We start from the raw sequence: 20,501 nt of genomic DNA on the forward strand, positions 1-20,501 counted from the left end.
CGGTTGTGGCGCTTGATTTGATTGCCTGGTCTGCTATCAAATTTGATGGTTTGGGGTGGCGCGCTCAGAAAAGGCCGTGATGTTGGCTGGCGCATTTGCTGTGGGCAGCTTCGCAGCGGCCGCCGGTGCCAGCGAGGCCCAGGCCCGTATCACGCCGTAGCTTCGCCACGGGCGCCAGGCTTCAGACGCCTGCAGGGCGGCGCGGGCGGGGTTGCGCTCGCCCTGCACGCCCAGCGCCTTGTGCAGCGCCACATCGCCAGCCGGAAACGCATCGGGCCATCGCAACACGCGCATGGCGATGTACTGGGCGGTCCAGTCGCCAATGCCGGGCAGGGCGCACAGGGCAGCCAGGGTGGCGGGCACATCGGCCAGGGCATTCAGGGCCAGGGCTCCGCTGTCCACAGCGCGGGCCAGCGCCACGATGGCGGCCTGGCGCTGCCGCACGATGCCCAGTTGCCCCAGGGTGTCGCCGCTGGCGCTGGCCAGCACGGCGGGCGTGGGAAACAGCCGGTTCAGGTCGGGCCATGGTGTGGCCACGGGCTCGCCCAGGTGCTCCACCAGGCGCTGGCCCAGCGTGCGCGCGGCAGCTACCGTGATCTGCTGGCCCAGCACGGCCCGCACGGCCAGCTCGAACCCGTCGAACGCGCCCGGCACCCTGAGCCCGTCGCAACCGCGGAACACCGGGCCCAGCACGGCGTTGATGGAGGCCGGGTCTGCGTCCAGGTCGAGCATGGCGCGCACGCGGCGGATCACCTCGGGCAAGGCGGGGTACAGGCTTTCGCTGGTGTTCAGCAGCACCAGGTGGCGTGTGGTGTCGAACTGCGCACTCAGCCAGCCAGTGATGCCGCCCGGTAGCCGCACCGTGCGGCGCAGGGTGGGCGCCGTGGCATTGCTCAGCACGGCCTCCACCCCGACGAAGCGCCGGCGCTCGAAAAACTCCAGCAGGGCCGCTACATCCAGTGGCGGGCGCCAGGCCAGCCGCAGGGTGGCGCTGGCTGCCGTCCGGTGGGCGCCGGTCTGCAGTGGCGCCGCGCCACGGCGCAGCTGGGTGGGGTTGAGCCCGTAGTGCGTTGAAAACGCGGCGTTGAAACGGCGCACGCTGCCAAAGCCGCTGGCCAGCGCCACCTGCGTGACCGGCATGGGCGTGTCGGTCAGCAGCTGTTTGGCCGTCAGCAACCGCCGTGTTTGCAGGTATTGCAGCGGCGAAACCCCGAGCGCCGCTTCAAAAATGCGGCGCAGGTGCCGGTCGCTCACGCCCAGCCGCTGGGCCAGCCGCGCCACCGTGGCGCCCTGCATGTCGTGGGCCACCGCAAAGTCTGGCGCATCCAGCAGGCGCACGGCTTGCTGCACCAGGATGCCGGTGGCGTCTTGCACCGACCACGCCATCGCCTGCGGCGCCACTTCGGGCCGGCAGCGCAGACAGGGCCTGAACCCCGCGCTCTCTGCCTGGGCCGCCAGGGTGAAGAAGCGGCAGTTCTCGCGCCGTGGCGTCCGCACGGCGCACACCGGTCGGCAGTAGATGCCGGTGGACGTGACCCCGGTGAAGAAGCGCCCGTCAAAGCGTGCATCGCGCGCCTGCAGCGCCAGGTAGCGGCCTTCGTCGACGGCGATTACCTCATCAGCCACAGTCGGGCCCGGCGTGCCCGGGGTGGGCAGCAGGGCGGGCGGACGCGTGTGCGATGTCATGGAGCCGATCATAGGAGCCTGCGCACCGGGCACTAGCCGTTTTCGGACCTGTGCCTGAGAGCCCTGCGCGCAGGGCGTCGGCATCCTTGCGGCAGCTGCTACCCCAGGCCAGACGGGGTGCCCGCCGACAGGCTGGCCACGACCCGCGCGCCTACAATGGCCCGCACTTTCCACCCGTACGTCCTACCCTGAAAGGCCCCTCTACGTGCAGCCCACCCCCGCGATCTTCAAAGCCTACGACATCCGCGGCATCGTGCCGGCAACCCTGAATGAAGACGTGGCCGTGGGGCTGGGCCGGGCTTTTGGTACAGCGGCGCGGGCCGAAGGGCAGACCACGGTGGCTGTGGGGCGCGACGGGCGCCTGTCGGGCCCGTCCATCTCCACAGCGCTCATCCGTGGCCTGGTGGAAGCGGGCATCGAGGTGATCGACGTGGGCCTGGTGACGACGCCCATGCTGTACTTCGCCGCCAGCACGCTGTGCCACAGCGGCATCCAGGTCACCGGCAGCCACAACCCGCGCGACTACAACGGCTTCAAGATGGTGCTGGCGGGCCGCGCCATCTATGGCGAGGAAATCCAGGCTCTGCGCCGCATGATGGAGCAGGAAAGCTGGCAGCTGCTGCCCGGCGGCTCGGTGCGCAGCGTGGATGTGCTTGCCGACTACACGGCGCGCATTGTGGGTGATGTGAAGCTCGCGCGGCCCATGAAGATCGTGGTGGATTGCGGCAACGGCATCGCGGGCGCATCGGCCCCCGGCATCTTCCGCGCGCTGGGGTGCGAAGTGACCGAACTCTTTTCCGAGGTGGATGGCAATTTCCCCAACCACCACCCCGACCCCAGCAAGCCCGAAAACCTGCGCGACCTGATCGCCGCCCTGCAGGCGGGCGACGCCGAACTGGGCCTGGCCTTTGACGGCGACGGCGACCGCCTGGGCATCGTCACCAAGGATGGCACCAACATCTTCCCCGACCGCCAGATGATGCTGTTTGCCCAGGACGTGCTCACCCGCGTGCCCGGTGGCGAAATCATCTTCGACGTGAAGTGCACCCAGCGCCTGGCCCCGGCCATCGAGGCTGCGGGCGGCGTACCGGTGATGTTCAAGACCGGCCATTCGCTCATCAAGGCGCGCATGAAGGAAACCAACTCGCCCCTCGGCGGCGAGATGAGCGGGCACATCTTCTTCAAGGAGCGCTGGTTCGGCTTTGACGACGGGACGTATGCCGGTTGCCGCCTGCTTGAAATTTTGAGCCGCCATGGCGACCCGAGCGCGGTGCTGAATGCGCTGCCCACCAGCCATTCCACACCCGAGCTGAACGTAGCCTGCGAAGAGGGCGAGCCCCATCGCCTGACAGCCGAGCTGCAGGCGCTGGCGGCCGATACCTTTGCGGCACCCGCCGTGATCAGCAGCATCGACGGCCTGCGCGTGGACTGGCCCGACGGCTTCGGCCTGATCCGCGCCAGCAACACCACGCCCGTGCTGGTGCTACGCTTTGAGGGCCACACCGCCGAAGCGCTGGCGCGCATCGAATCGGCCATGCTGGCGCTGCTGCACCGGGTCAAGCCCGATGCGCACGTTGGCGCGGCCAGCCACTGAGCGCGGGGTGCGCTTGACCTTGGCCCCCAGCACGCCCCTGCGCATTGCAGCGGCGCAGTCCACCTCCATTGCAGGCGATGCCATGGGCAATGCCCGCGCGCACCTCGGCTTTATTCACCGGGCGGCCAGCCGCGGCGTTCAGCTGCTGGTGTTCCCGGAGCTCTCCCTGACCGGGTACGAGCCCGCGCTGCACGCTCCCGGCGTGCTGGAGCCCGGGCACCCGGCGCTGGTGTTGCTGGGCCAGGCTGTGGCCGATGCGGGCATGAGGGTGGTGGTGGGCGCGCCGGCGCTGCCCTGCGAGCCTGGCGCGCTGCCCGCCATTGGCGCATGGTTGCTGTCGCCGGATGGCAGCACCACGCTGTACCGCAAGCGCCATCTGCACCCGGGCGAGGACACGTTTGCCACCGCGGGTGACGTGGATGCGTCCATTCACAAGATTGCGGGCGAGCCCGTAGCGCTGGCCGTGTGTGCCGACGCCACCCGCCCGGCCCATGCCGTGGCCGCGCACGGTGCCGGTGCGCACCTCTACGCCACCGGCGCTCTCATTAGCGCCCGCGGCATCGACGAAGAATCGGCGCAATTGCAGGGCTATGCTGCCACGCACGGCTTTGCCGTGCTGCTGGCCAACCATGCAGGCGCCTCGGGTGGCTATGTGAGCGCGGGGCGCAGTGCGGTGTGGCAGCCCGGCGGCGCGTGTGTGGTGGCTGCCGAAGGTGCTGGCGACTGTCTGGTGATGGCGCAGCGCGACGCGGAAGGGTGCTGGACGGGTGAAGTGATCCGCTGGAGCGACGGCGCATGAACCTGGCGCGCGCCCTCTATTCAGTGGCAATATGGTGCGCGCAGCCCTTGCTGCGGCGCAAGCTGCGCCGCCGCGCGCTGGCAGAGCCGGGCTACGGCCGCGACGTGCCTGAGCGTTTTGGCCGCTACGCGCCGCCCATGGACAGCCTGCTGGGCCACAGCACCACCGGGCCCATGGGGCACTTTGTGTGGGTGCATGCGGTGTCGCTGGGTGAAACCCGTGCCGCTGCCATCCTGCTGGCCGAGCTGCGCCGGCAGTTGCCGGGCATGCGCCTGTTGCTGACGCACGGCACGGCCACCGGCAGGGCCGAGGGCGAAAAGCTGCTGCAGCCGGGCGATGTGCAGGTCTGGCAGCCGTGGGACACGCCGGGCGCGGTGCGCCGGTTTCTGCGCAAGTTCCGGCCAGCCATCGGGGTGCTGATGGAAACCGAGGTCTGGCCCAACATGGTGGCGGCCTGCCAGGCGGCCGGCATTCCGCTGGTGCTGGCGAATGCCCGCCTCAACGAGCGTTCCTTGCGCAAGGCGCAACGCGTGGCGCCGCTGGCACGGCCTGCCTTTGGTGGGCTTGCGGCTGCCTGGGCGCAAACTGAAGAGGACGCCCGGCGGCTGCGCGCGCTGGGCACACCGGTGGGCGGCGTGTTTGGCAACCTGAAGTTCGACGTGGTGCCCGACGCCGCCCAGCTGGCGCGCGGCCGCGCCTGGCGCGCCGGGGCGGGGCGCCCCGTGGTACTGCTGGCCAGCAGCCGCGAGGGCGAGGAAACGCTGTGGCTGGATGTTTTGAAGCAAAAACGGCCTCTAGCGCTTTTATCCATTGGCTCTGATGCTAGTAAAAATGTAGCAATTTCACGGTGCGTGGACAGTCCGGTGCAGTGGCTCGTCGTGCCGCGCCATCCGCAGCGGTTTGACGAAGTCCACCAGATGATTGCCAGCGCAGGCCTCACCGTGTCACGCCGCAGCAGCTGGAGCGCTGAAGCGCCCACGCAGGCCGACGTGTGGCTGGGCGATTCGCTGGGCGAAATGGCGCAGTACTACGCTCTGGCGCATGTGGCACTGCTCGGGGGCAGCTTTGCGCCGCTGGGCGGGCAGAACCTGATCGAAGCCGCTGCCTGCGGCTGCCCGGTGGTGATGGGGCCGCATACCTTCAACTTTGCCGAGGCTGCCGAGCTGGCGGCCAGCGCCGGTGCTGCAGAGCGTGTGGCCGACATGACCGCGGGCGTGGCTGCCGCACAGGCGCTGGCCAGTGACGCCACCGCACAGGCCGCTGCCAGCGCACGCGCCACGGCCTTTGCGGTTGCCCACCGGGGCGCTGCGCTGGCGACGGCCCAGGCCATTGCCGAGATGCTGGACCGCGGCGCAGGTGGCGCACCGGTACCGCACCCGGCAGGCTGATCCTGCTGGCCTGTTGCGGGCCAACGTGCTGGCAGGGCCCGGTTGATCCGGCACCGCCATCGACTGTGCGACCATCGCCTTCATGGAACTGCGCCAACTCCGCTACTTCGTCCGCATCGTCGAACTCGGCTCCATGGGGCGCGCGGCGGTGGATCTGGACATGGTGCAGTCGGCGCTCAGCCAGCAGATCAGCCGGCTGGAGGGTGAGCTGAGCACCCGGCTGCTGCAGCGCACGTCCAAGGGCGCGGTGCCCACCGAGGCCGGTCTGGCCTTTTTTCGTGAGGCACAACTGGCCCTGCGCCATGCCGACCAGGCCGCGCGCGCGGCGCAGCAGGCGCGCCTGACGGGCAGCGTGAGCGTGGGTCTGGCGCCCACCACGGCGTCGGTGCTGGGGGTGCCGCTGATGCGCGCCATGCACGAGCGTTACCCCGACGTGCGGCTGCACATGGTGGGCAGCCTGTCGGGCCACTTGTCGAACATGCTCAACGCCCGCCAGCTCGACCTGGCCGTGCTGTTCGACACCCAGCCCGGGCGCCGCTGGAGCGTGCTGCCGCTGCTCGAAGAGCGCCTGTTCCTGATCCGTTCGGCCCACCACACGGCCCACGACGCAGCCACCCATCCGCTGGCCGCCGGCAAGGTGGCGCTTGCGCAGCTGGCCGATGAGCCGCTGATCCTGCCCACCGGCCCGCACGGCTTGCGCAGCCGCCTCGATACCGCCTTTGCCCAGGCCCGGGTGGTGCCCAGGCTGGCAATGGAGATCGACTCGCTGGCGCTGCTGATGGATGCGGTTGATATGGGCCTGGGCAGCACCATCCAGCCCTGGGCAGCGGTGGGCCGCTATGCAGATGCCGCGCAACGCTTTGTACTGGCCGAGATTGAAGACGAACCCGCCTTCCGGCCTGCGGCGCTGTGCAGCCTGTCAGACGACGAACTCTCGCCCGCCGCCCTGGCGGCACGTGTGGTGCTGGGCGACTGCGTACGCGAGCTGGTGCAGTCGGGCCAGTGGGTGGGCGCCGCACTGGTCACCCCCTGAGGGGGACACCGCCCTCGCAGCGGGGCGGCCCTTGGGCGGCGGCCACTGGCCTGAGCCGCGCCCCGGGAAACGGATTGTGTTTTCACGGCCCCGTCCTGGCCTCATGGATCGATGGTTGCCCTCTCTACCCATCACGATCCGTGATGGGGCCATGCCGTTGCAGGCCCTGCGCAAGCAGCGGGGTTCTTTCTACATTCACGCCACCCATGAATGAAACGAAGAACTGCCCATGCAACCCGACGTTTTGGTAATCGGTGGCGGCAATGCCGCCCTGTGCGCTGCGCTGATGGCCCGCGAGGCCGGGGCCAGCGTGCTGCTGCTGGAATCGGCCCCGCGTGAGTGGCGCGGCGGCAACTCGGGCCACACGCGCAACCTGCGCTGCATGCACGATGCGCCGCAGGACGTGCTGGTCGATGCCTACCCCGAAGAAGAGTTCTGGCAAGACCTGCTCAAAGTGACGGGCGGGCTGACCAACGAACACCTGGCGCGCCTGGTGATCCGCGAGTCCGGCACCTGCCGCGACTGGATGCGCAGCCACGGCGTGCACTTTCAGCCGCCGCTCTCGGGCGCGCTGCATGTGGCGCGCACCAATGCGTTCTTCATGGGCGGGGGCAAGGCGCTGGTCAATGCCTATTACCGCAGCGCCGAGAAGCTGGGCGTGCAGATCCGCTACGAATCGCCCGTGGACCGCATCGAGGTGGAAGACGGCCACTTTGTGGCCGCGCACTGCAAGGGCGAACGCATCACGGCCAAGGCCTGCGTGCTGGCCGCTGGCGGGTTCGAGTCCAACCGCGAATGGCTGCGCGAAGCCTGGGGCCAGAACGAGCGCGGCGAGTGGCCTGCAGACAACTTCCTGATCCGCGGCACGGCCTATAACCGCGGCGTGCTGCTCAAGCACCTTCTTGACGACCATGGCGCCGACCGGATTGGCGACCCCACACAGGCCCACATGGTGGCCATTGATGCGCGTGCGCCGCTGTACGACGGCGGCATCTGCACGCGCATCGACTGCGTGTCGCTCGGCGTGGTGGTCAACCGCGAAGGCGAGCGCTTTTATGACGAAGGCGAAGACTTCTGGCCCAAGCGCTACGCCATCTGGGGCCGCCTGGTGGCGCAGCAGCCGGGGCAGATTGGTTACTCGATCATCGACAGCACGGCGATTGGCCGCTTCATGCCGCCGGTGTTTCCGGGCGTCAAGGCCGACACGCTGCCGGAGCTGGCGCAAAAGCTGAGCCTGCCGGTGGACACGTTCATGCGCTCGCTGAACGACTACAACGCCGCCTGCCGCGTGGGCACGTTTGACCACACCGCGCTGGACGACTGCCACACCGAAGGCGTGGCGCCCGCCAAGACGCACTGGGCACGCCCCATCGACACCGGACCTTTCTACGGCTACGCGCTCAAGCCCGGCGTCACCTTCACCTACCTGGGCCTGCTCACCGACGACACCGCCGCCGTGCGCTTTGACAACGTGCCCAGCCCCAATCTGTTTGTGGCGGGCGAAATGATGGCGGGCAACGTGCTGGGCAAGGGCTACACCGCTGGCGTGGGCATGAGCATTGGCACCGCGTTCGGCCGCATTGCGGGCACGCAGGCCGCTTTGGCATCAAAACGGGCTGCAGTCCAATCAAATATTGCACCTACAGCTACTAAAAAAGGAGCAATCCATGCAGACGCTTGAATCGCTGACCCGCGACGCCCGGGCGCTGGCGAACGGCGGCATTGTGCTGAGTGCGCCCGAGGCCGAAGTGGCCCGCCAGCTGCAGATCTGCAACGCCTGCCGCTATTGCGAGGGCTTTTGCGCCGTGTTCCCGGCCATGACGCGGCGGCTGGAGTTTGGCAAGGCCGACATCCATTTCATTGCCAACCTGTGCCACAACTGCGGTGCCTGCCTGCACGCCTGCCAGTACGCGCCACCGCACGAATTCGCCGTCAACGTGCCCCAGGCCATGGCCCAGGTGCGCGGGCAGACCTACGCCGACTACGCCTGGCCGCCGGCACTGGGCCAGCTCTACCAGCGCAACGGCTTGACCCTGGCGCTGGCGCTGGTGGCCGGGCTCACACTGTTCATGGTGCTGGCGGTGGTGCTGAAGGGCCAGGGCCTGGGCGCGCTGTGGCAGGCGCCTGTGGGTGGGTTCTACGGCATCTTCCCGCACAACCTGCTGGTGGGCCTGTTCGCACCCGTGTTCCTGTTTGCGGTGCTGGCCCTGGGCCTGGGCGTGCGCCGCTTCTGGAGCGACGTGACGCCTGCCACCAGCGGCGCGCCCCTGAGCACGCCCGCCACGATGGAAGCCACCGATGCGGTGCTGCGCCTGAAATACCTGGACGGCGGCCATGGCGACGGTTGCCACAACGAGGACGACGCCTACACCCTGTCGCGCCGGCGCATGCACCACCTCACGTTCTACGGTTTCATGCTGTGCTTTGCGGCCACCAGCGTGGCCACGCTGTACCACTACCTGCTGGATGTGCCCGCACCGTACGACCTGCCGAGCCTGCCCAAGCTGCTGGGCGGCGTGGGCGGTGTGAGCCTGGCCATGGGCACCGCGGGCCTGTGGCGGCTGAACCTGCGCCGCCACCCCGCGCATGGCGACGCGGCGCAAAAGCCCATGGACCGCGCTTTCATTGCACTGCTGTTCCTGACCGCCACCACCGGCCTCGCCCTGTGGGCCGCCCGCGGCAATGCGGCCCTGCCGCTGCTGCTGTGCCTGCACCTGGGCGCAGTGATGGCGCTGTTTGCCACGCTGCCCTACGGCAAGTTTGCGCACGGCATCTTCCGCACCGCTTCGCTGCTGCGCCACGCGGTGGAAAAACGCCAGCCCAACCCGACTGGTCTGGGCGCTGATTGATTTCGCACAGGCCCTGACCCGACCTGACCCAACCCCCATTCACGATGAAGGAGACCCCATGAACAAAAGAAACCTGTTGTGCTGCGCCCTGGCGCTGGCCACCGCCACCCTTTCCCTGGGCGCTACCGCGCAGGACTTTCCGCCCAAGAAGCCCGTGACGCTGGTCGTCGGCTTCGCTGCTGGCGGCGCTGCCGACGCCGCGGCGCGGCTGATTGCCAAGAAGCTGGGTGAAAACATCGGCCAGTCGGTGGTGGTGGACAACAAGGGCGGGGCAGGTGGCAACATCGCGCACCATTTCGTGGCCAATGCGGCGCCCGACGGTTCGGTGCTGCTGCTGGGTTCGGTGGGGCCGCTCACCATCGCGCCGCACCTGATGAAGCTTACCTACGACCCGTTCAAGGATCTGGCGGCGATTTCTGGCGGCGTGAACTTTCCGAACGTGCTGGTGGTGCACAAGGGTGCGGGCGTGAAGACGCTGGCCGAGTTCGTGCAGCTGTCGAAAAAGAAGCCGGGCAGCGTGGACTTTGCCTCCACCGGCGCAGGCTCGGCATCGCACCTGGCGGGCGAGCTGTTCAACCAGCGCGCCGGCATCGACATGACACACGTACCCTACAAGGGCGGGGCCCCTGCGCTGCAGGATTTGCTGGGCGAGCGCGTCACCTCGTACTTTGCAGCGCCACCCACCGCACTACCGCACATCGAAACCGGCAAGCTGATTCCGCTGGCCACCACGGGCCTCACCCGGCCTTCGTACATGCCCAACATTCCTACGGTGGCAGAGGCGGGTTTCCCGGGCTTTGAGGCGCTCAACTGGTACGCCTTTGTGGCCCCCGGCAAGACGCCCGCGCCGCTGCTGGACCGCTGGAACCAGGAGATCGTGAAGGTGCTGAACGATGCCAGCGTGAAAGAGGCGCTGAACAAGCACGGCCTTACGCCCCAGCCCACCACGCGTGCTGAGCTGACCGCGTTCATGAAGAAGGAATCGACCCAGTGGGCGACCATCATCAAGGAGCGCAAGCTGACGGCGGACTGATCCCCCGGGGTTGTCTTCGCTGCCATTGGCCAAGGCAACCCGCCGTTCAGCCTGAGGCATAAAAAAGCCGCCTGGCGCAATCGCTGCCAGGCGGCTTTTTGGTCTGTGTGCTGCAGGTAGAGAGCGGTGCTTACCCGGCAGCCGCGCCTACTTGACCAGCAGCGCGTTGATCGCTTCGATGTCCTGCTGGCTCAGCGTACCCGCGGCCTGGCGCAGGCGCAGCGTGCCCAGCAGCACGTTGTAACGCGCCTGGGCGAGGTCGCGCTTGGTCTGGAACAGCTGGCTCTGGGCGTTGAGCACATCGATGTTGATGCGCACGCCCACCTGGTAGCCCAGGCGGTTGGCGTCGAGCGCGCTCTGGCTGGAGGCCTCGGCGGCTTCGAGCGCCTGCACCTGGCCCTTGCCCGACTGCACGCCAAAGAACGCGGCGCGGGTGGACTGGGCCACGTTGCGGCGCGTGGTTTCCAAGTCGGCAGTGGCCTTTTCTTCGAGCGCCAGGGTTTCGCGGATGCGGTTTTGCACCGCGAAACCGGCAAACAGCGGCAGGTTGAAGGCCACGCCCACGCTGGCACTGTTGGTGCGGCTGGAGACGCGCGGCGACTGGATGGTGCCGTTCGGGTTGCGCGTGACGTTGTAGCCGGCCTGCAGATCCACGGTGGGCAGGTGGCCGGTCTCGGCCTTTTTGGTTTCAAGGCGGGCAATGTCGAGCGCGATCTGCGCCTGGCGCACGCCAGGCTGCTGGTCGCGGGCGGTGTCCACCCAGGCTGCCACGTTGTCGGGCTGCACGGCGGGCAGCGGCACGGGCAGGGCCAGCGGGCGGGGCTGGGCGCCGGTCAGGCCCACGAGCTGGTCCAGCGCCAGGCGTTTCACACGCAGGTCGTTCTCGGCGGCGATCTCTTGCGCCGCCACCAGGTCAAAGCGGGCCTGCGCTTCGCGCGAGTCGGTCACGGTGGTGGTGCCCACCTCGAAGTTGCGCTTGGCCGCGGCCAGCTGCTCGGACACGGCCGCCTTTTGGGCCTGTACGAAGGTCAGTGTGTCTTGCGCGGCCAGCACATCAAAGTACGCCTGGCTCACACGCACCAGCAGGTCCTGCGTGGCGGCTTCCAGCTGCGCCTGGGCGACTTCCACGCTGCGCTGGCCTTGCTGGTAGCCGATGCGGTTGGCCGGGCGGTACAGGGGCTGCGATGCGTTGACGCCCACCGTTTGCGTGGTGCCCGTGTTCTCGACCGGCGGACGCGAGAGCTCGACATTGCTGCGGTTGAGCCCTGCCGACAGCCCGGCGCTGGGCAGCAGGCCGGCGCGGGCCTGGTCGGCGCGGCGGGCCGCTGCATCGAGCTGGGCGCGCGCAGACTGCCAGGTGGTGTCGTACGTGCGGGCCGATTCCACCATTTCCAGCAGGCTTTGCGCCTGCACTGGCGCGCTCAGGGCGGCGCCAAGCGCCAGGAACAGAACGGACAGAGGAAAGGGCCGTAGCGATGTCATGGAAGTCCTTCGGAGGGTCTGCAGATCGGAGGTGGGAAACAGGCGAGGCCGGGGCCTGGCAAAACGGGGGAGGGCGGCCGCCAGGGGTCAGTAGCGGGGCACGGCAGGGTCGCTTTCCAGCGACCAGGCGTCGATACCGCCCGTGATGTTGGCCAGGTGCCCGAATCCGTTTTGCGCCAGGAACGCCGCCACCCGCAGGCTGCGTGCGCCGTGGTGGCACAGGCAGGCGATCGGGCGGGCAGAGTCCAGCTCGGCCAGGCGCGATGGCAGCTCGCCCATGGGGATGGCCACCACGTCAAAGCCTTGTGCCGCGATGCTGGCGGTTTGCAGTTCCCAAGGTTCGCGCACGTCCAGCACCAGGGGGCGGCCGCTTTCGGGTGCCGTGGCGGCAGAAAACCAGGCGGACAACTGGGCGGGACGTACGTGATCGATCATGCGAAGCTCCGAAGGGCAGGTCAGAACGTGAAGCCGGACGGCTCGGGGAAGTGCACCAGGCGGGGGGCAATCGTGTCCCACGGCGCCGTTGTCTCGAAACGGCTGCCGGTGCGGCGCGTCAGCGTAAAGCGCATCACGGGCTCGCTGCCCACGATGGCGCCCAGGCGGCCGCCTTCGCGCAGCAGGGCCAGCAGAGATGCGGGTACCTCGGCCACCGAGCCGCTGAGCACGATCACATCGAACGGGCCATCCGGAATCGCGTCGCGGGCACCGTCGCCCTGGCGCACGTCGGCGTTCTGGATGCCGGCATTGCGCAGGTTTTCGCGGGCCATGCTGGCCAGCTCGGGGTTGATTTCCAGCGACACCACGCGCTCGGCGCGGTGCGCCAGCAGGGCGGCCATGTAGCCCGAGCCCGCGCCAATTTCGAGCACGCGGTCGGTGGGCTGCACTTTCAGGTCCTGCAGCATGCGGGCTTCCACGCGCGGCTGCAGCATGCTCTGGCCCAGGCGCACGGCTTCTTCGGCGTCACCGGCCACGAGCGGCACTTCGATGTCCATGAATGCCATGCTGCGGTAGGCCGCCGGCACGAAATCCTCGCGGCGCACCACGGCCAGCAGCTCCAGGATGTCCAGGTCCAGCACGTTCCACGGCCGGATCTGCTGCTCGATCATGTTGTAGCGGGCCTGGGCGATGGGGTCGCTGGTGTTGGCAGACGTGTTCAGGGGCATGTTCATGGGATTTCTCCGTGGGGCAGGTGCAAGGCCGATCGGGACGATCAGGACAAACCTTCGATTTTAGGCGTTGTCGGGGTACGTCCGAGCTTGCGAAGAGCCCACTGGGCCAGGTCGTCCATGTAGCAGTACACCACTGGCACCACCACCAGCGTCAGCAGCGACGAGGTGATCACGCCGCCGATGACGGCCTGGCCCATGGGTGCGCGCTGTTCCGAGCCTTCAGACAGCGCAAACGCCAGGGGCACCATGCCAAAGATCATGGCCAGCGTGGTCATGAGGATGGGACGCAGGCGCACGCGCGCAGCCAGCAGCAGTGCATCGGCGCGGGGCAGGCCGGGCACGGTCTTGCCCTCATCATTCACATGCTCGTCCCGGGCGCGGATGGCAAAGTCCACCAGCAAGATGGCGTTCTTGGTCACCAGGCCCATCAGCATCACCACGCCGATGATGGAGAACATTGACAGCGTGGAGCGGAACATCAGCAGCGCCAGCACCACGCCGATCAGCGTGAGCGGCAGCGATGTCATCAGCGCCAGCGGTTGCAAGAAGCTCTTGAACTGGCTCGCCAGGATCATGTAGATGAAGATGATGGCCATGGCCAGGGCCGAGATGGCGTACCCAAACGACTCGGCCATGTTCTTGGTGGAGCCGCCAAACTGGTAGCGGTAGCCGGGCGGGAAGGCCACGGTGTCCAGCACCTTGCGGATGTCCGCCGATACCTCGCCGGCCGAGCGCTGCGCCACGTTGGCGTTCACGGCCACTTCGCGGGTCAGGTCGCGGCGGTTGATCTGGTTGGCGCCCGTGGTCTCCGTCACGCGGGCCACCTGGTTGAGCTTGACAATGCGCGTGCTGCCGTCGGCACCGGTGAGTGCAAAGGGCAGGCGCTCCAGGTCCTGCGGCGTGGTGCGGGCCTCGGGTGCCAGGCGCACGTTCACGTCGTAGGTCTGGTCATCCGGCGCGCGCCAGTTGCCCACTGTAGTGCCCGCCACCAGCGTGCGCAGCGATGCAGCCATGGGCGCCACCGACAAGCCCAGGTCCGACGCCACATCGCGCTGCAACTCCAGCGCAATTACCGGTTTGTTGGGCTTGAGGCTGGTGTCCAGGTCTACCAGGCCCGGGATCGTGCGGATCTTCTCGGTGACGACTTTGGTCAGTCGCTCCAGTTCCTGCAGATCCGGCCCCTGCAGCGAAAACTCCACCTGCTTGTTGCCGCCCACGGCGTCCAGCAGGCCCACGTGCGTCACCGTGATGCCGGGCACGCGCTGCAGGCGCTCGCGCAATACGTCGGACATCTGGTCCACGCTGCGGCTGCGTTCCTTGCGGTCGACCAGGCGCACGTAGATGTTGGCGTACATCTTGCCCTGCGCCGTGCCGGTATTGATGGTGGCCAGCGTGTAGCGCACCTCGGGCAGCTCGCGCAGGATGCCTTCCACCTGGCGGGCCTTGGCCTCGGTGGCTTCCAGCGAAGAGCCTACCGGGGTGTAGAAGTTGACAGAGGTTTCCGAAAAATCGGCCTTGGGCACGAACTCGGTGCCCAGCAGCGGCACCATGAACACGCTAAGCACGAAGATGCCCAGCGCAATCAGCATGGTGGCCAGCTTGTGCACCAGCGACCAGCGCAGGATGGACTGGTAGCCCTCGGCCAGCCGGTCGGTGGCGCGGTCGAACCAGCCGGTCACGCGGCCAATGGTCTTGTCGTAGAAGCTCACGGGCGCGCCGCGCTGGCCCTGCCCATGGCCGTGGATGCTCGGGTCATGCCAGATGCTCGACAGCATGGGGTCGAGCGTGAAGCTGACAAACATCGAGATCATCACGGCCGCCACGATGGTGATGCCGAACTCGTGAAAGAACTTGCCGATGATGCCGCCCATGAACCCGATGGGCATGAACACCGCCACGATGGACAGCGTGGTGGCCAGCACCGCCAGACCGATCTCCTGCGTACCCTCCATGGCCGCGTTGTAGGCCGACTTGCCCATCTGCACATGGCGCACGATGTTCTCGCGCACCACGATGGCATCGTCGATCAGCAGGCCCACGCACAGGCTCAGCGCCATGAGGGTGATCATGTTGATCGTGAAGCCGAACATGTTCATGAACAGGAAGGTGCCGATCAGCGAGATGGGCAGCGTGAGCCCGGTGATGACCGTGGAGCGCCACGAGTTCAGGAACAGGAACACGATGAGCACCGTGAGGATGGCGCCCTCGATGAGTGTCTGGCGCACGTTGTTCACGGCCACGCGGATGGGGCGCGAGCTGTCGCCAATGGTCTCCAGCTTGACGCCCGGGGGCAGCTGGTTGCGCAGCTCCAGCACTGCGGCGTTCAGACCGTCCACCACCTCGATGGTGTTCTCGCCCTGCGACTTCTGTACCGACAGCAGCAGCGTGCGCTGGCCGTTGTACAGGGCGAGGCTCTCGGTTTCCTGGGCGCCGTCGTTCACGCGAGCAAGCTGCTCCAGCCGTACGGGCGCGCCGCCCTTGCGGGTGACGATGATGCGGCCGAAGTCCTCGGGGCGCTCCATGCGGGCGTCGATCTGCACCACCCGTTCCTGCGCCAGCGAGCGGATCGCGCCCACCGGCAGGTCCTGGTTTTCATTGCGGACGGCGGCGGCCACCTGGTCGGGGGTCACACCGTAGGCTTCGAGGGCCTGCGGGTTCAGGTAGATGTTGATTTCGCGCTTGGTGGCGCCCACCAGGTTCACGGCACCCACGCCGCGCACGTTCTCCAGGCGTTTCTTCAACACCTGCTCGGCCCAGGTCGTCAGCTCCACCGCACTGCGGGCGTTGCCTGCAGCCTTGTCGTCGGGCAAAACGGCCAGGGACCACACGGCGCGGCTGGCCGGGTCAAAGCGCAGCACGCGCGGCTCTTTCACCTCGGTGCGCAGCAGGGGGCGCACGGTGGCCACCTTCTCGCGCACGTCCTCGGCGGCCTTGCGGCCGTCGATGTGCAGCTGGAACTCGATGATGACGACGGCGGCGCCTTCGTAGCTGCGCGAGGTCAGGGCGTTGATGCCGGCAATCGAATTGACGCCTTCCTCGATCTTCTTGGTGACTTCGCTTTCAACGATCTCGGGCGAGGCGCCCGGGTAGTCCACCGTGACCACCACCACCGGAAAATCGATATTGGGAAACTGGTCGACCTTGAGGCGCTGGTAAGAGAACAGGCCCAGCACGACGATGGCGAGCATCACCATCGTGGCAAACACGGGATTCTTGAGGCTGACTTGGGTAAACCACATGGTGCGGCTTACTTTGCAGGCTGGGCGGCGGCAGGGGCCGCGGCCATCACGGTGACGGCTGTGCCCTCACGCAGCAAGCCAATGTGGCCGGCCAGCACCTGCTGTTCGCGCTCGAGGCCCTCCACAGCGACCACGGTTTCTTCGCCAACCTTGGACCGTGTGCCCGTGCGCACCGGCACATGCGTGATCTGGCCCTGGCGGATCACCTGCACATACGGTGCAGGCTTGTCGGTGCGCACTGCGCTCAGCGGCACGACCAGTGCTTCAGCTACGCCGGTGCTCAGTACCCCCTGCACAAACAGCCCTTGCCGCAGGGCCGGGCCTGATGCCATGGCATCGACGCGCAGGTAAGTGGGCACCGTGCGATTGGCGGCCTGGGCCGACGGGCTGATGCGTGCCACGGTGGCCTTCACCGGCTCGCTGGCGCCTTCGACAGTCAGCAGGGCCGTTTGGCCCACCTGCACCCGCACTGAGTCAGCGGGGGAGAGCAGGGCTTCGAGTTCCATCTTGGACAGGTCCACCACTTCGATCACCCGCGCATCTATGGCCACCCGCTCGCCCGGCTGGGCCAGTCGCTGGGCCACCAGCCCGCTGATCGGGCTGCGGATGACGGTGTCTTCGAGCGCCTTGCGCGCCACGTCGGCCGCGGCCAACGCCGCCTGGTAGCTGGCCTGGGCCGATTCGAGGCTGGCCTGCGAGGTGACCAGTGCGGTGGCGGAGATGAAGCCCTGGTCTACCAGGGCCTTGTTGTTGCTCAACTGGCGCTGGTTGATGTCCACCTGGCCGCGGGCTGCATCAGCCTGCTGCTGGGCCTGGCGCAGTCGGGCCTGGGCTTCGGTCGGGTCGATGCGTGCCACGATGTCGCCGGCCCGCACCCGGTCGCCCTCGCGCAGCACCAGGCCTTGCAGTTCCCCGGCCGCGCGGGCCTTGAGCATGGCCGAGTCCACTGCTCGCAGTGCGCCCGAGACGGGAACACCCAGTTCAATGCGCTGCAGGCGCACCGTGACCACATCGGCTGCCACCAGTTCCAGCGGGGCCTGGGCGCGTTCCAGGGCGGCTGCTGTCACCGCCTTTTGCTGGGCTTGCCGCGCGGCCTGCGCTTTCCACAAACCCGCGCCCACGAGCAGCACAACGACGGCAGCGGCCGCCCAGAAAGTCCAGCGTTTCATGGTGTCAGCGAGGTGGGGTTGGAGAAGCGGTGGAAGAGGAAGTGGTTGGCGTCGGCGCCTCGTCGGGCCGCACGCACAGGCCGTGCAGGATGCTGTCGAGCTGGCAATCCATGTAATTTTGCGGCGTAAGCCCCATGACCTGTGGCCCGCAGGCACCCATCGAGTTTTGCCACAGCATCAGGAAGATCATGGGCACCAGCACCACATAGGTCGCGCCATCCATCGGCACGGGACGGAACTCGCCCCGGTCGATGCCGCGCTGCAGGATGCGGCGGATGAGCGCCTGGCCCGGGAAGATCACTTCCTGCTGGTAGAACTCGACGATCTCGGGGAAGTTTTGCGCTTCGCTGAACATCAGCTTGGTGATGCCCGCTGCCTTGGTGCAGCCAATGCGCTCCCACCAGACCTTGTAGCAGTAGCGCAGCACATCGCTGGTGCTGCCGGTCATGTTTTCCAGCTCGGAATTCCACTCGGTAAAACGCCCGGCAATGTTCTCGCGCACCACGGCCTTGAACAGTTCTTCCTTGCTGGGGAAGTACAGGAACAGCGTGCCCTTGGACACTCCGGCTCGCGCCGCAACTTCGTCCACGCGGGTCGCGGCATAGCCTTTTTCCACGAACAGGTCGAGGGCCGCCTCCAGCAATTCCCCGGGGCGCGCCTCCTTGCGGCGGCTGCGCTTGGCACCGGCGTCGGGACTGTGTGGATCGGGTGGGGACTGCGTGGGCATGTTAATGACTGACTGGTTAGTAATGTAGCAAGCATGCGGCGGTCCGTCAACGCAGGCTTAGCGGGGCAGGGCGGCACTCGCTGGCCTGCAATGCAATGGACCCGCCAGTGACGCACCGTGTGCGCGGGCAGTTTCAAATGTCCGCCCGAAAAGCGCAGATTCCCTTGAAATGTCTTATTGACAGGACATTAGAACTGTTCATAACATGGCCTATGCCTTCAGCGAGTCTGCCTCTGCCCAAGTACCACCAGATCTATCTGGTGCTGCGCGAGCAATTGCAGGAGGGCCGCTTTGCCGACGGCCTGCCGGGCGAGCTTGCCCTGATGGATCAGTTTTCGGTGGCGCGGGTCACGGTACGCCGGGCGCTGGAACTGCTGCAGGGCGAAGGACTTATCTCGCGCGAACCTGGCCGGGGCACACGCCCCGTGGCACCGGCGTCTGTTGCTGCCGGCGGAGCGGGCACAGATGCGCAACACAGCCGTGCACATCTCACGGGGCTGCTGGAAAACCTGGTCAGCATGGGCCTGCGGACGTCCGTAAAGGTTTTGGATGTGGATACGGTCACGGCGTCGAGCGCCGTAGCTGCAGCGCTCCAGATTCCGGTGGGCGAATCGGTGCAAAAGGCGGTGCGGGTGCGCAGCACCTCCGAAGGGCCCCTCTCGCACATCACGACCTATGTGCCCGCTTCCATCGCGCGACAGTTCGGGCGGCGAGAGCTGGCACGCAAGCCCATTCTGGTCCTGCTGGAGGAATCGGGTGTCCGCGTCGGCCGTGCACACCAGACGATCTCGGCCCGGCTGGCTGACGCCGTGGTGGCGCGCCACCTGGACGTAGCCGTGGGCTCGGCCCTGCTGGCGGTGCGGCGCCTGATTTACGACGACAGCGAGCGCCCGGTGCAGTGGCTGCATGGCCTGTACCGGCCCGACCGCTATGAATACGAGATGCAGCTGTCCCGTGTGGGCAGCATCGATGCCAAGGTCTGGGTCAGCAAGGAACTGTCTGCCCAGTTCCACTGAGACCATTCAGCAGCACATCCACCCATTTCCATCCCTCAAACCATCCACCACGTCGCCAGGAGATCGCCCATGAGTACCCGCCGCCATTTCATGTCCCAGTCCGCTGTGGCCGCATCGGCCCTGGCCTTCCCCCTGGTGGGCGGGGCGCAGGCCAAGGCCGTCAAGGTGGGTGTGCTCCACCCCGTGACGGGTGCGCTCGCCTACTCGGGCCAGCAGTGCCGCGAAGGCGCCATGATGGCCATCGAGGACATCAACAAGGCCGGCGGCATCAAGTCGCTGGGGGGCGCAAGGATCGAGGCAATGCTCGGAGACGCGCAGTCGCAGCCGCAGGCCGGCGCTGCCGAGGTGGAGAAGATGAACGAGGCGGGCGTGTCCGCTGTGGTGGGCGCGTTTGCCTCGGCCATCTGCCTGGCCACCACGCAGGCCGCCGCCAAGTACAACCTGCCGCACATCGTCGATGTGGGCGTCGCCGACCAGATCGTGGAACGTGGCCTCAAGAATACCTTCCGCTTCGGGCCCGGCTACAAGAAGTGCGCTGAAACCGCCGTGGCCAATCTGCACGTGCTGAACACCGCGGCCGGCAAGCCCGCCAGGACGGTGATGATCATCCATGAAGAGTCGCTGTTCGGATCTGGCACGGCCGCGTTGCTGGCGCGCGAGCTGCCGGGTTACGGCTACGAGGTCAAGGAGGTCGTCAAGCACGCCAACCCCACGCGCGACTTCAACAACATCGTGCTGCGCATGAAGGCGATCAACCCCGACATCGTCATCCCCGCCAACTACTACAACGAATACGCGCTGCTGGTACGCACCATGCAGCAGCAAAAGGTCACGCCCAAGGCCATCTACTCGGTGCTGGGTGGCGCGGCATCGAGCTACAAGTTCGTGAAGGAATTTCCGGACGCGGCCAACGGCATCATCGACTGCAACCACTGGTTCAACCCCAAGGACCCGCGGGCGCAGGACCTCAAGAAGCGTGTGGAGGCCAAGGGCCTGTTCTTCAGCTACGAGCTGTTCATGACCTACACCTCGATGTGGCTGCTGGCCGATGCGCTGGAGCGTGCCAAGTCCACCGACCGCGCTGCCATCATCGACGCGCTGGAGAAGAGCACTTTTGCCAACCACATCATGCCGTACGGGCCCACCAAATTCGTCAACGGCCAGAACCAGGGCGGCCAGCCGCTGATGACGCAGGTGCTCAAGAACGACATCAAGGTCATCATCCCCCGCGACTACCGCGAGGCCGACCCGCTCTTTCCCCTGAAGGCCTGAACCCCACCACTTTTCGGCCCTGATGGCAGGGGTAGCGGAGCACTC

General features: G+C 67.3%; 16 protein-coding genes. 9 read left to right on the forward strand and 7 right to left on the reverse strand.

Annotated elements, in window-relative coordinates; genetic code table 11:
- Positions 1–36: 36 nt before the first annotated feature.
- Positions 37–1,686: a DNA-3-methyladenine glycosylase 2 family protein gene (locus ACTPOI_RS20205; RefSeq protein ID WP_440112054.1), complete on the reverse strand. Its 1,650-nt coding sequence runs from the start codon at positions 1,684–1,686 to the stop codon at positions 37–39.
- A gap of 205 nt (positions 1,687–1,891) precedes the next feature.
- On the opposite strand from ACTPOI_RS20205, the gene ACTPOI_RS20210 reads away from it, so the two are divergent.
- From ACTPOI_RS20210 to ACTPOI_RS20240, 7 genes are all read left to right on the forward strand, one after another.
- Positions 1,892–3,280 carry a phosphomannomutase/phosphoglucomutase gene (locus ACTPOI_RS20210; protein WP_440112056.1) on the forward strand — a complete coding sequence of 463 codons (1,389 nt, stop codon included), beginning with the start codon at positions 1,892–1,894 and terminating at the stop codon, positions 3,278–3,280.
- 13 nt (positions 3,281–3,293) lie between these two features.
- Positions 3,294–4,079 (forward strand): carbon-nitrogen hydrolase family protein, encoded by a 786-nt coding sequence (locus ACTPOI_RS20215; RefSeq protein ID WP_440112058.1) that lies wholly within the window; start codon positions 3,294–3,296, stop codon positions 4,077–4,079.
- Complete coding sequence (locus ACTPOI_RS20220) at positions 4,076–5,467, forward strand: 3-deoxy-D-manno-octulosonic acid transferase (RefSeq protein WP_440112060.1); 1,392 nt, start codon at positions 4,076–4,078, stop codon at positions 5,465–5,467. The genes ACTPOI_RS20215 and ACTPOI_RS20220 overlap by 4 nt, the downstream gene beginning before the upstream one ends.
- 82 nt (positions 5,468–5,549) lie before the next feature.
- Positions 5,550–6,500: a LysR family transcriptional regulator gene (locus tag ACTPOI_RS20225; RefSeq protein WP_440112062.1), complete on the forward strand. Its 951-nt coding sequence runs from the start codon at positions 5,550–5,552 to the stop codon at positions 6,498–6,500.
- Between the two features lie 229 nt (positions 6,501–6,729).
- Positions 6,730–8,181: an FAD-dependent tricarballylate dehydrogenase TcuA gene (tcuA, locus tag ACTPOI_RS20230; protein WP_440112064.1), complete on the forward strand. Its 1,452-nt coding sequence runs from the start codon at positions 6,730–6,732 to the stop codon at positions 8,179–8,181.
- Entirely contained in the window at positions 8,168–9,349 is a 1,182-nt protein-coding gene (gene tcuB / locus ACTPOI_RS20235; protein WP_440112066.1) for a tricarballylate utilization 4Fe-4S protein TcuB, read from the forward strand. The genes tcuA and tcuB overlap by 14 nt, the downstream gene beginning before the upstream one ends.
- A gap of 58 nt (positions 9,350–9,407) precedes the next feature.
- Complete coding sequence (locus ACTPOI_RS20240) at positions 9,408–10,382, forward strand: Bug family tripartite tricarboxylate transporter substrate binding protein (RefSeq protein WP_440112068.1); 975 nt, start codon at positions 9,408–9,410, stop codon at positions 10,380–10,382.
- A gap of 147 nt (positions 10,383–10,529) precedes the next feature.
- Here ACTPOI_RS20240 and ACTPOI_RS20245 read toward each other — a convergent pair whose 3' ends face one another.
- From ACTPOI_RS20245 to ACTPOI_RS20270, 6 genes are all read right to left on the reverse strand, one after another.
- Positions 10,530–11,864 carry a TolC family outer membrane protein gene (locus tag ACTPOI_RS20245; RefSeq protein ID WP_440112070.1) on the reverse strand — a complete coding sequence of 445 codons (1,335 nt, stop codon included), beginning with the start codon at positions 11,862–11,864 and terminating at the stop codon, positions 10,530–10,532.
- Between the two features lie 87 nt (positions 11,865–11,951).
- Complete coding sequence (locus ACTPOI_RS20250) at positions 11,952–12,299, reverse strand: rhodanese-like domain-containing protein (protein WP_440112073.1); 348 nt, start codon at positions 12,297–12,299, stop codon at positions 11,952–11,954.
- Between the two features lie 20 nt (positions 12,300–12,319).
- A complete protein-coding gene (locus ACTPOI_RS20255; protein WP_440112075.1) occupies positions 12,320–13,033 on the reverse strand; it encodes a protein-L-isoaspartate O-methyltransferase family protein in 714 nt (237 codons plus the stop codon).
- A gap of 41 nt (positions 13,034–13,074) precedes the next feature.
- Positions 13,075–16,272, reverse strand: a complete 3,198-nt coding sequence (locus ACTPOI_RS20260; protein WP_440112077.1) for an efflux RND transporter permease subunit — start codon at positions 16,270–16,272, stop codon at positions 13,075–13,077.
- 8 nt (positions 16,273–16,280) lie between these two features.
- The gene (locus ACTPOI_RS20265) at positions 16,281–17,441 is read right to left on the reverse strand and encodes an efflux RND transporter periplasmic adaptor subunit (protein WP_440112079.1); all 1,161 of its coding nucleotides are present in this window, start codon (positions 17,439–17,441) and stop codon (positions 16,281–16,283) included.
- Positions 17,442–17,445: 4 nt separating this feature from the next.
- Complete coding sequence (locus ACTPOI_RS20270; protein WP_440112081.1) at positions 17,446–18,168, reverse strand: TetR/AcrR family transcriptional regulator; 723 nt, start codon at positions 18,166–18,168, stop codon at positions 17,446–17,448.
- A 212-nt stretch (positions 18,169–18,380) separates the two neighbouring features.
- Between ACTPOI_RS20270 and ACTPOI_RS20275 the strand changes: the two genes are divergently transcribed.
- Positions 18,381–19,184 (forward strand): GntR family transcriptional regulator, encoded by an 804-nt coding sequence (locus ACTPOI_RS20275; RefSeq protein WP_440112083.1) that lies wholly within the window; start codon positions 18,381–18,383, stop codon positions 19,182–19,184.
- A 69-nt stretch (positions 19,185–19,253) separates the two neighbouring features.
- On the forward strand, positions 19,254–20,456 hold the full coding sequence (locus ACTPOI_RS20280) for an ABC transporter substrate-binding protein (RefSeq protein ID WP_440112085.1): 1,203 nt from the start codon (positions 19,254–19,256) through the stop codon (positions 20,454–20,456).
- Positions 20,457–20,501: the final 45 nt, after the last annotated feature.

Source organism: Acidovorax sp. BL-A-41-H1 (assembly GCF_051942715.1).

Coding starts and splice junctions, on each gene's coding strand:
- ACTPOI_RS20225 (WP_440112062.1), top strand. CDS start 5,550: ATGGAACTGCGCCAACTCCGCTACTTCGTCCGCATCGTCGAACTCGGC.
- ACTPOI_RS20270 (WP_440112081.1), bottom strand. CDS start 18,168: ATGCCCACGCAGTCCCCACCCGATCCACACAGTCCCGACGCCGGTGCC.
- tcuA (WP_440112064.1), top strand. CDS start 6,730: ATGCAACCCGACGTTTTGGTAATCGGTGGCGGCAATGCCGCCCTGTGC.
- ACTPOI_RS20265 (WP_440112079.1), bottom strand. CDS start 17,441: ATGAAACGCTGGACTTTCTGGGCGGCCGCTGCCGTCGTTGTGCTGCTC.
- ACTPOI_RS20275 (WP_440112083.1), top strand. CDS start 18,381: ATGCCTTCAGCGAGTCTGCCTCTGCCCAAGTACCACCAGATCTATCTG.
- ACTPOI_RS20245 (WP_440112070.1), bottom strand. CDS start 11,864: ATGACATCGCTACGGCCCTTTCCTCTGTCCGTTCTGTTCCTGGCGCTT.
- ACTPOI_RS20260 (WP_440112077.1), bottom strand. CDS start 16,272: ATGTGGTTTACCCAAGTCAGCCTCAAGAATCCCGTGTTTGCCACGATG.
- ACTPOI_RS20205 (WP_440112054.1), bottom strand. CDS start 1,686: ATGACATCGCACACGCGTCCGCCCGCCCTGCTGCCCACCCCGGGCACG.
- ACTPOI_RS20250 (WP_440112073.1), bottom strand. CDS start 12,299: ATGATCGATCACGTACGTCCCGCCCAGTTGTCCGCCTGGTTTTCTGCC.
- ACTPOI_RS20255 (WP_440112075.1), bottom strand. CDS start 13,033: ATGAACATGCCCCTGAACACGTCTGCCAACACCAGCGACCCCATCGCC.
- tcuB (WP_440112066.1), top strand. CDS start 8,168: ATGCAGACGCTTGAATCGCTGACCCGCGACGCCCGGGCGCTGGCGAAC.
- ACTPOI_RS20240 (WP_440112068.1), top strand. CDS start 9,408: ATGAACAAAAGAAACCTGTTGTGCTGCGCCCTGGCGCTGGCCACCGCC.
- ACTPOI_RS20220 (WP_440112060.1), top strand. CDS start 4,076: ATGAACCTGGCGCGCGCCCTCTATTCAGTGGCAATATGGTGCGCGCAG.
- ACTPOI_RS20280 (WP_440112085.1), top strand. CDS start 19,254: ATGAGTACCCGCCGCCATTTCATGTCCCAGTCCGCTGTGGCCGCATCG.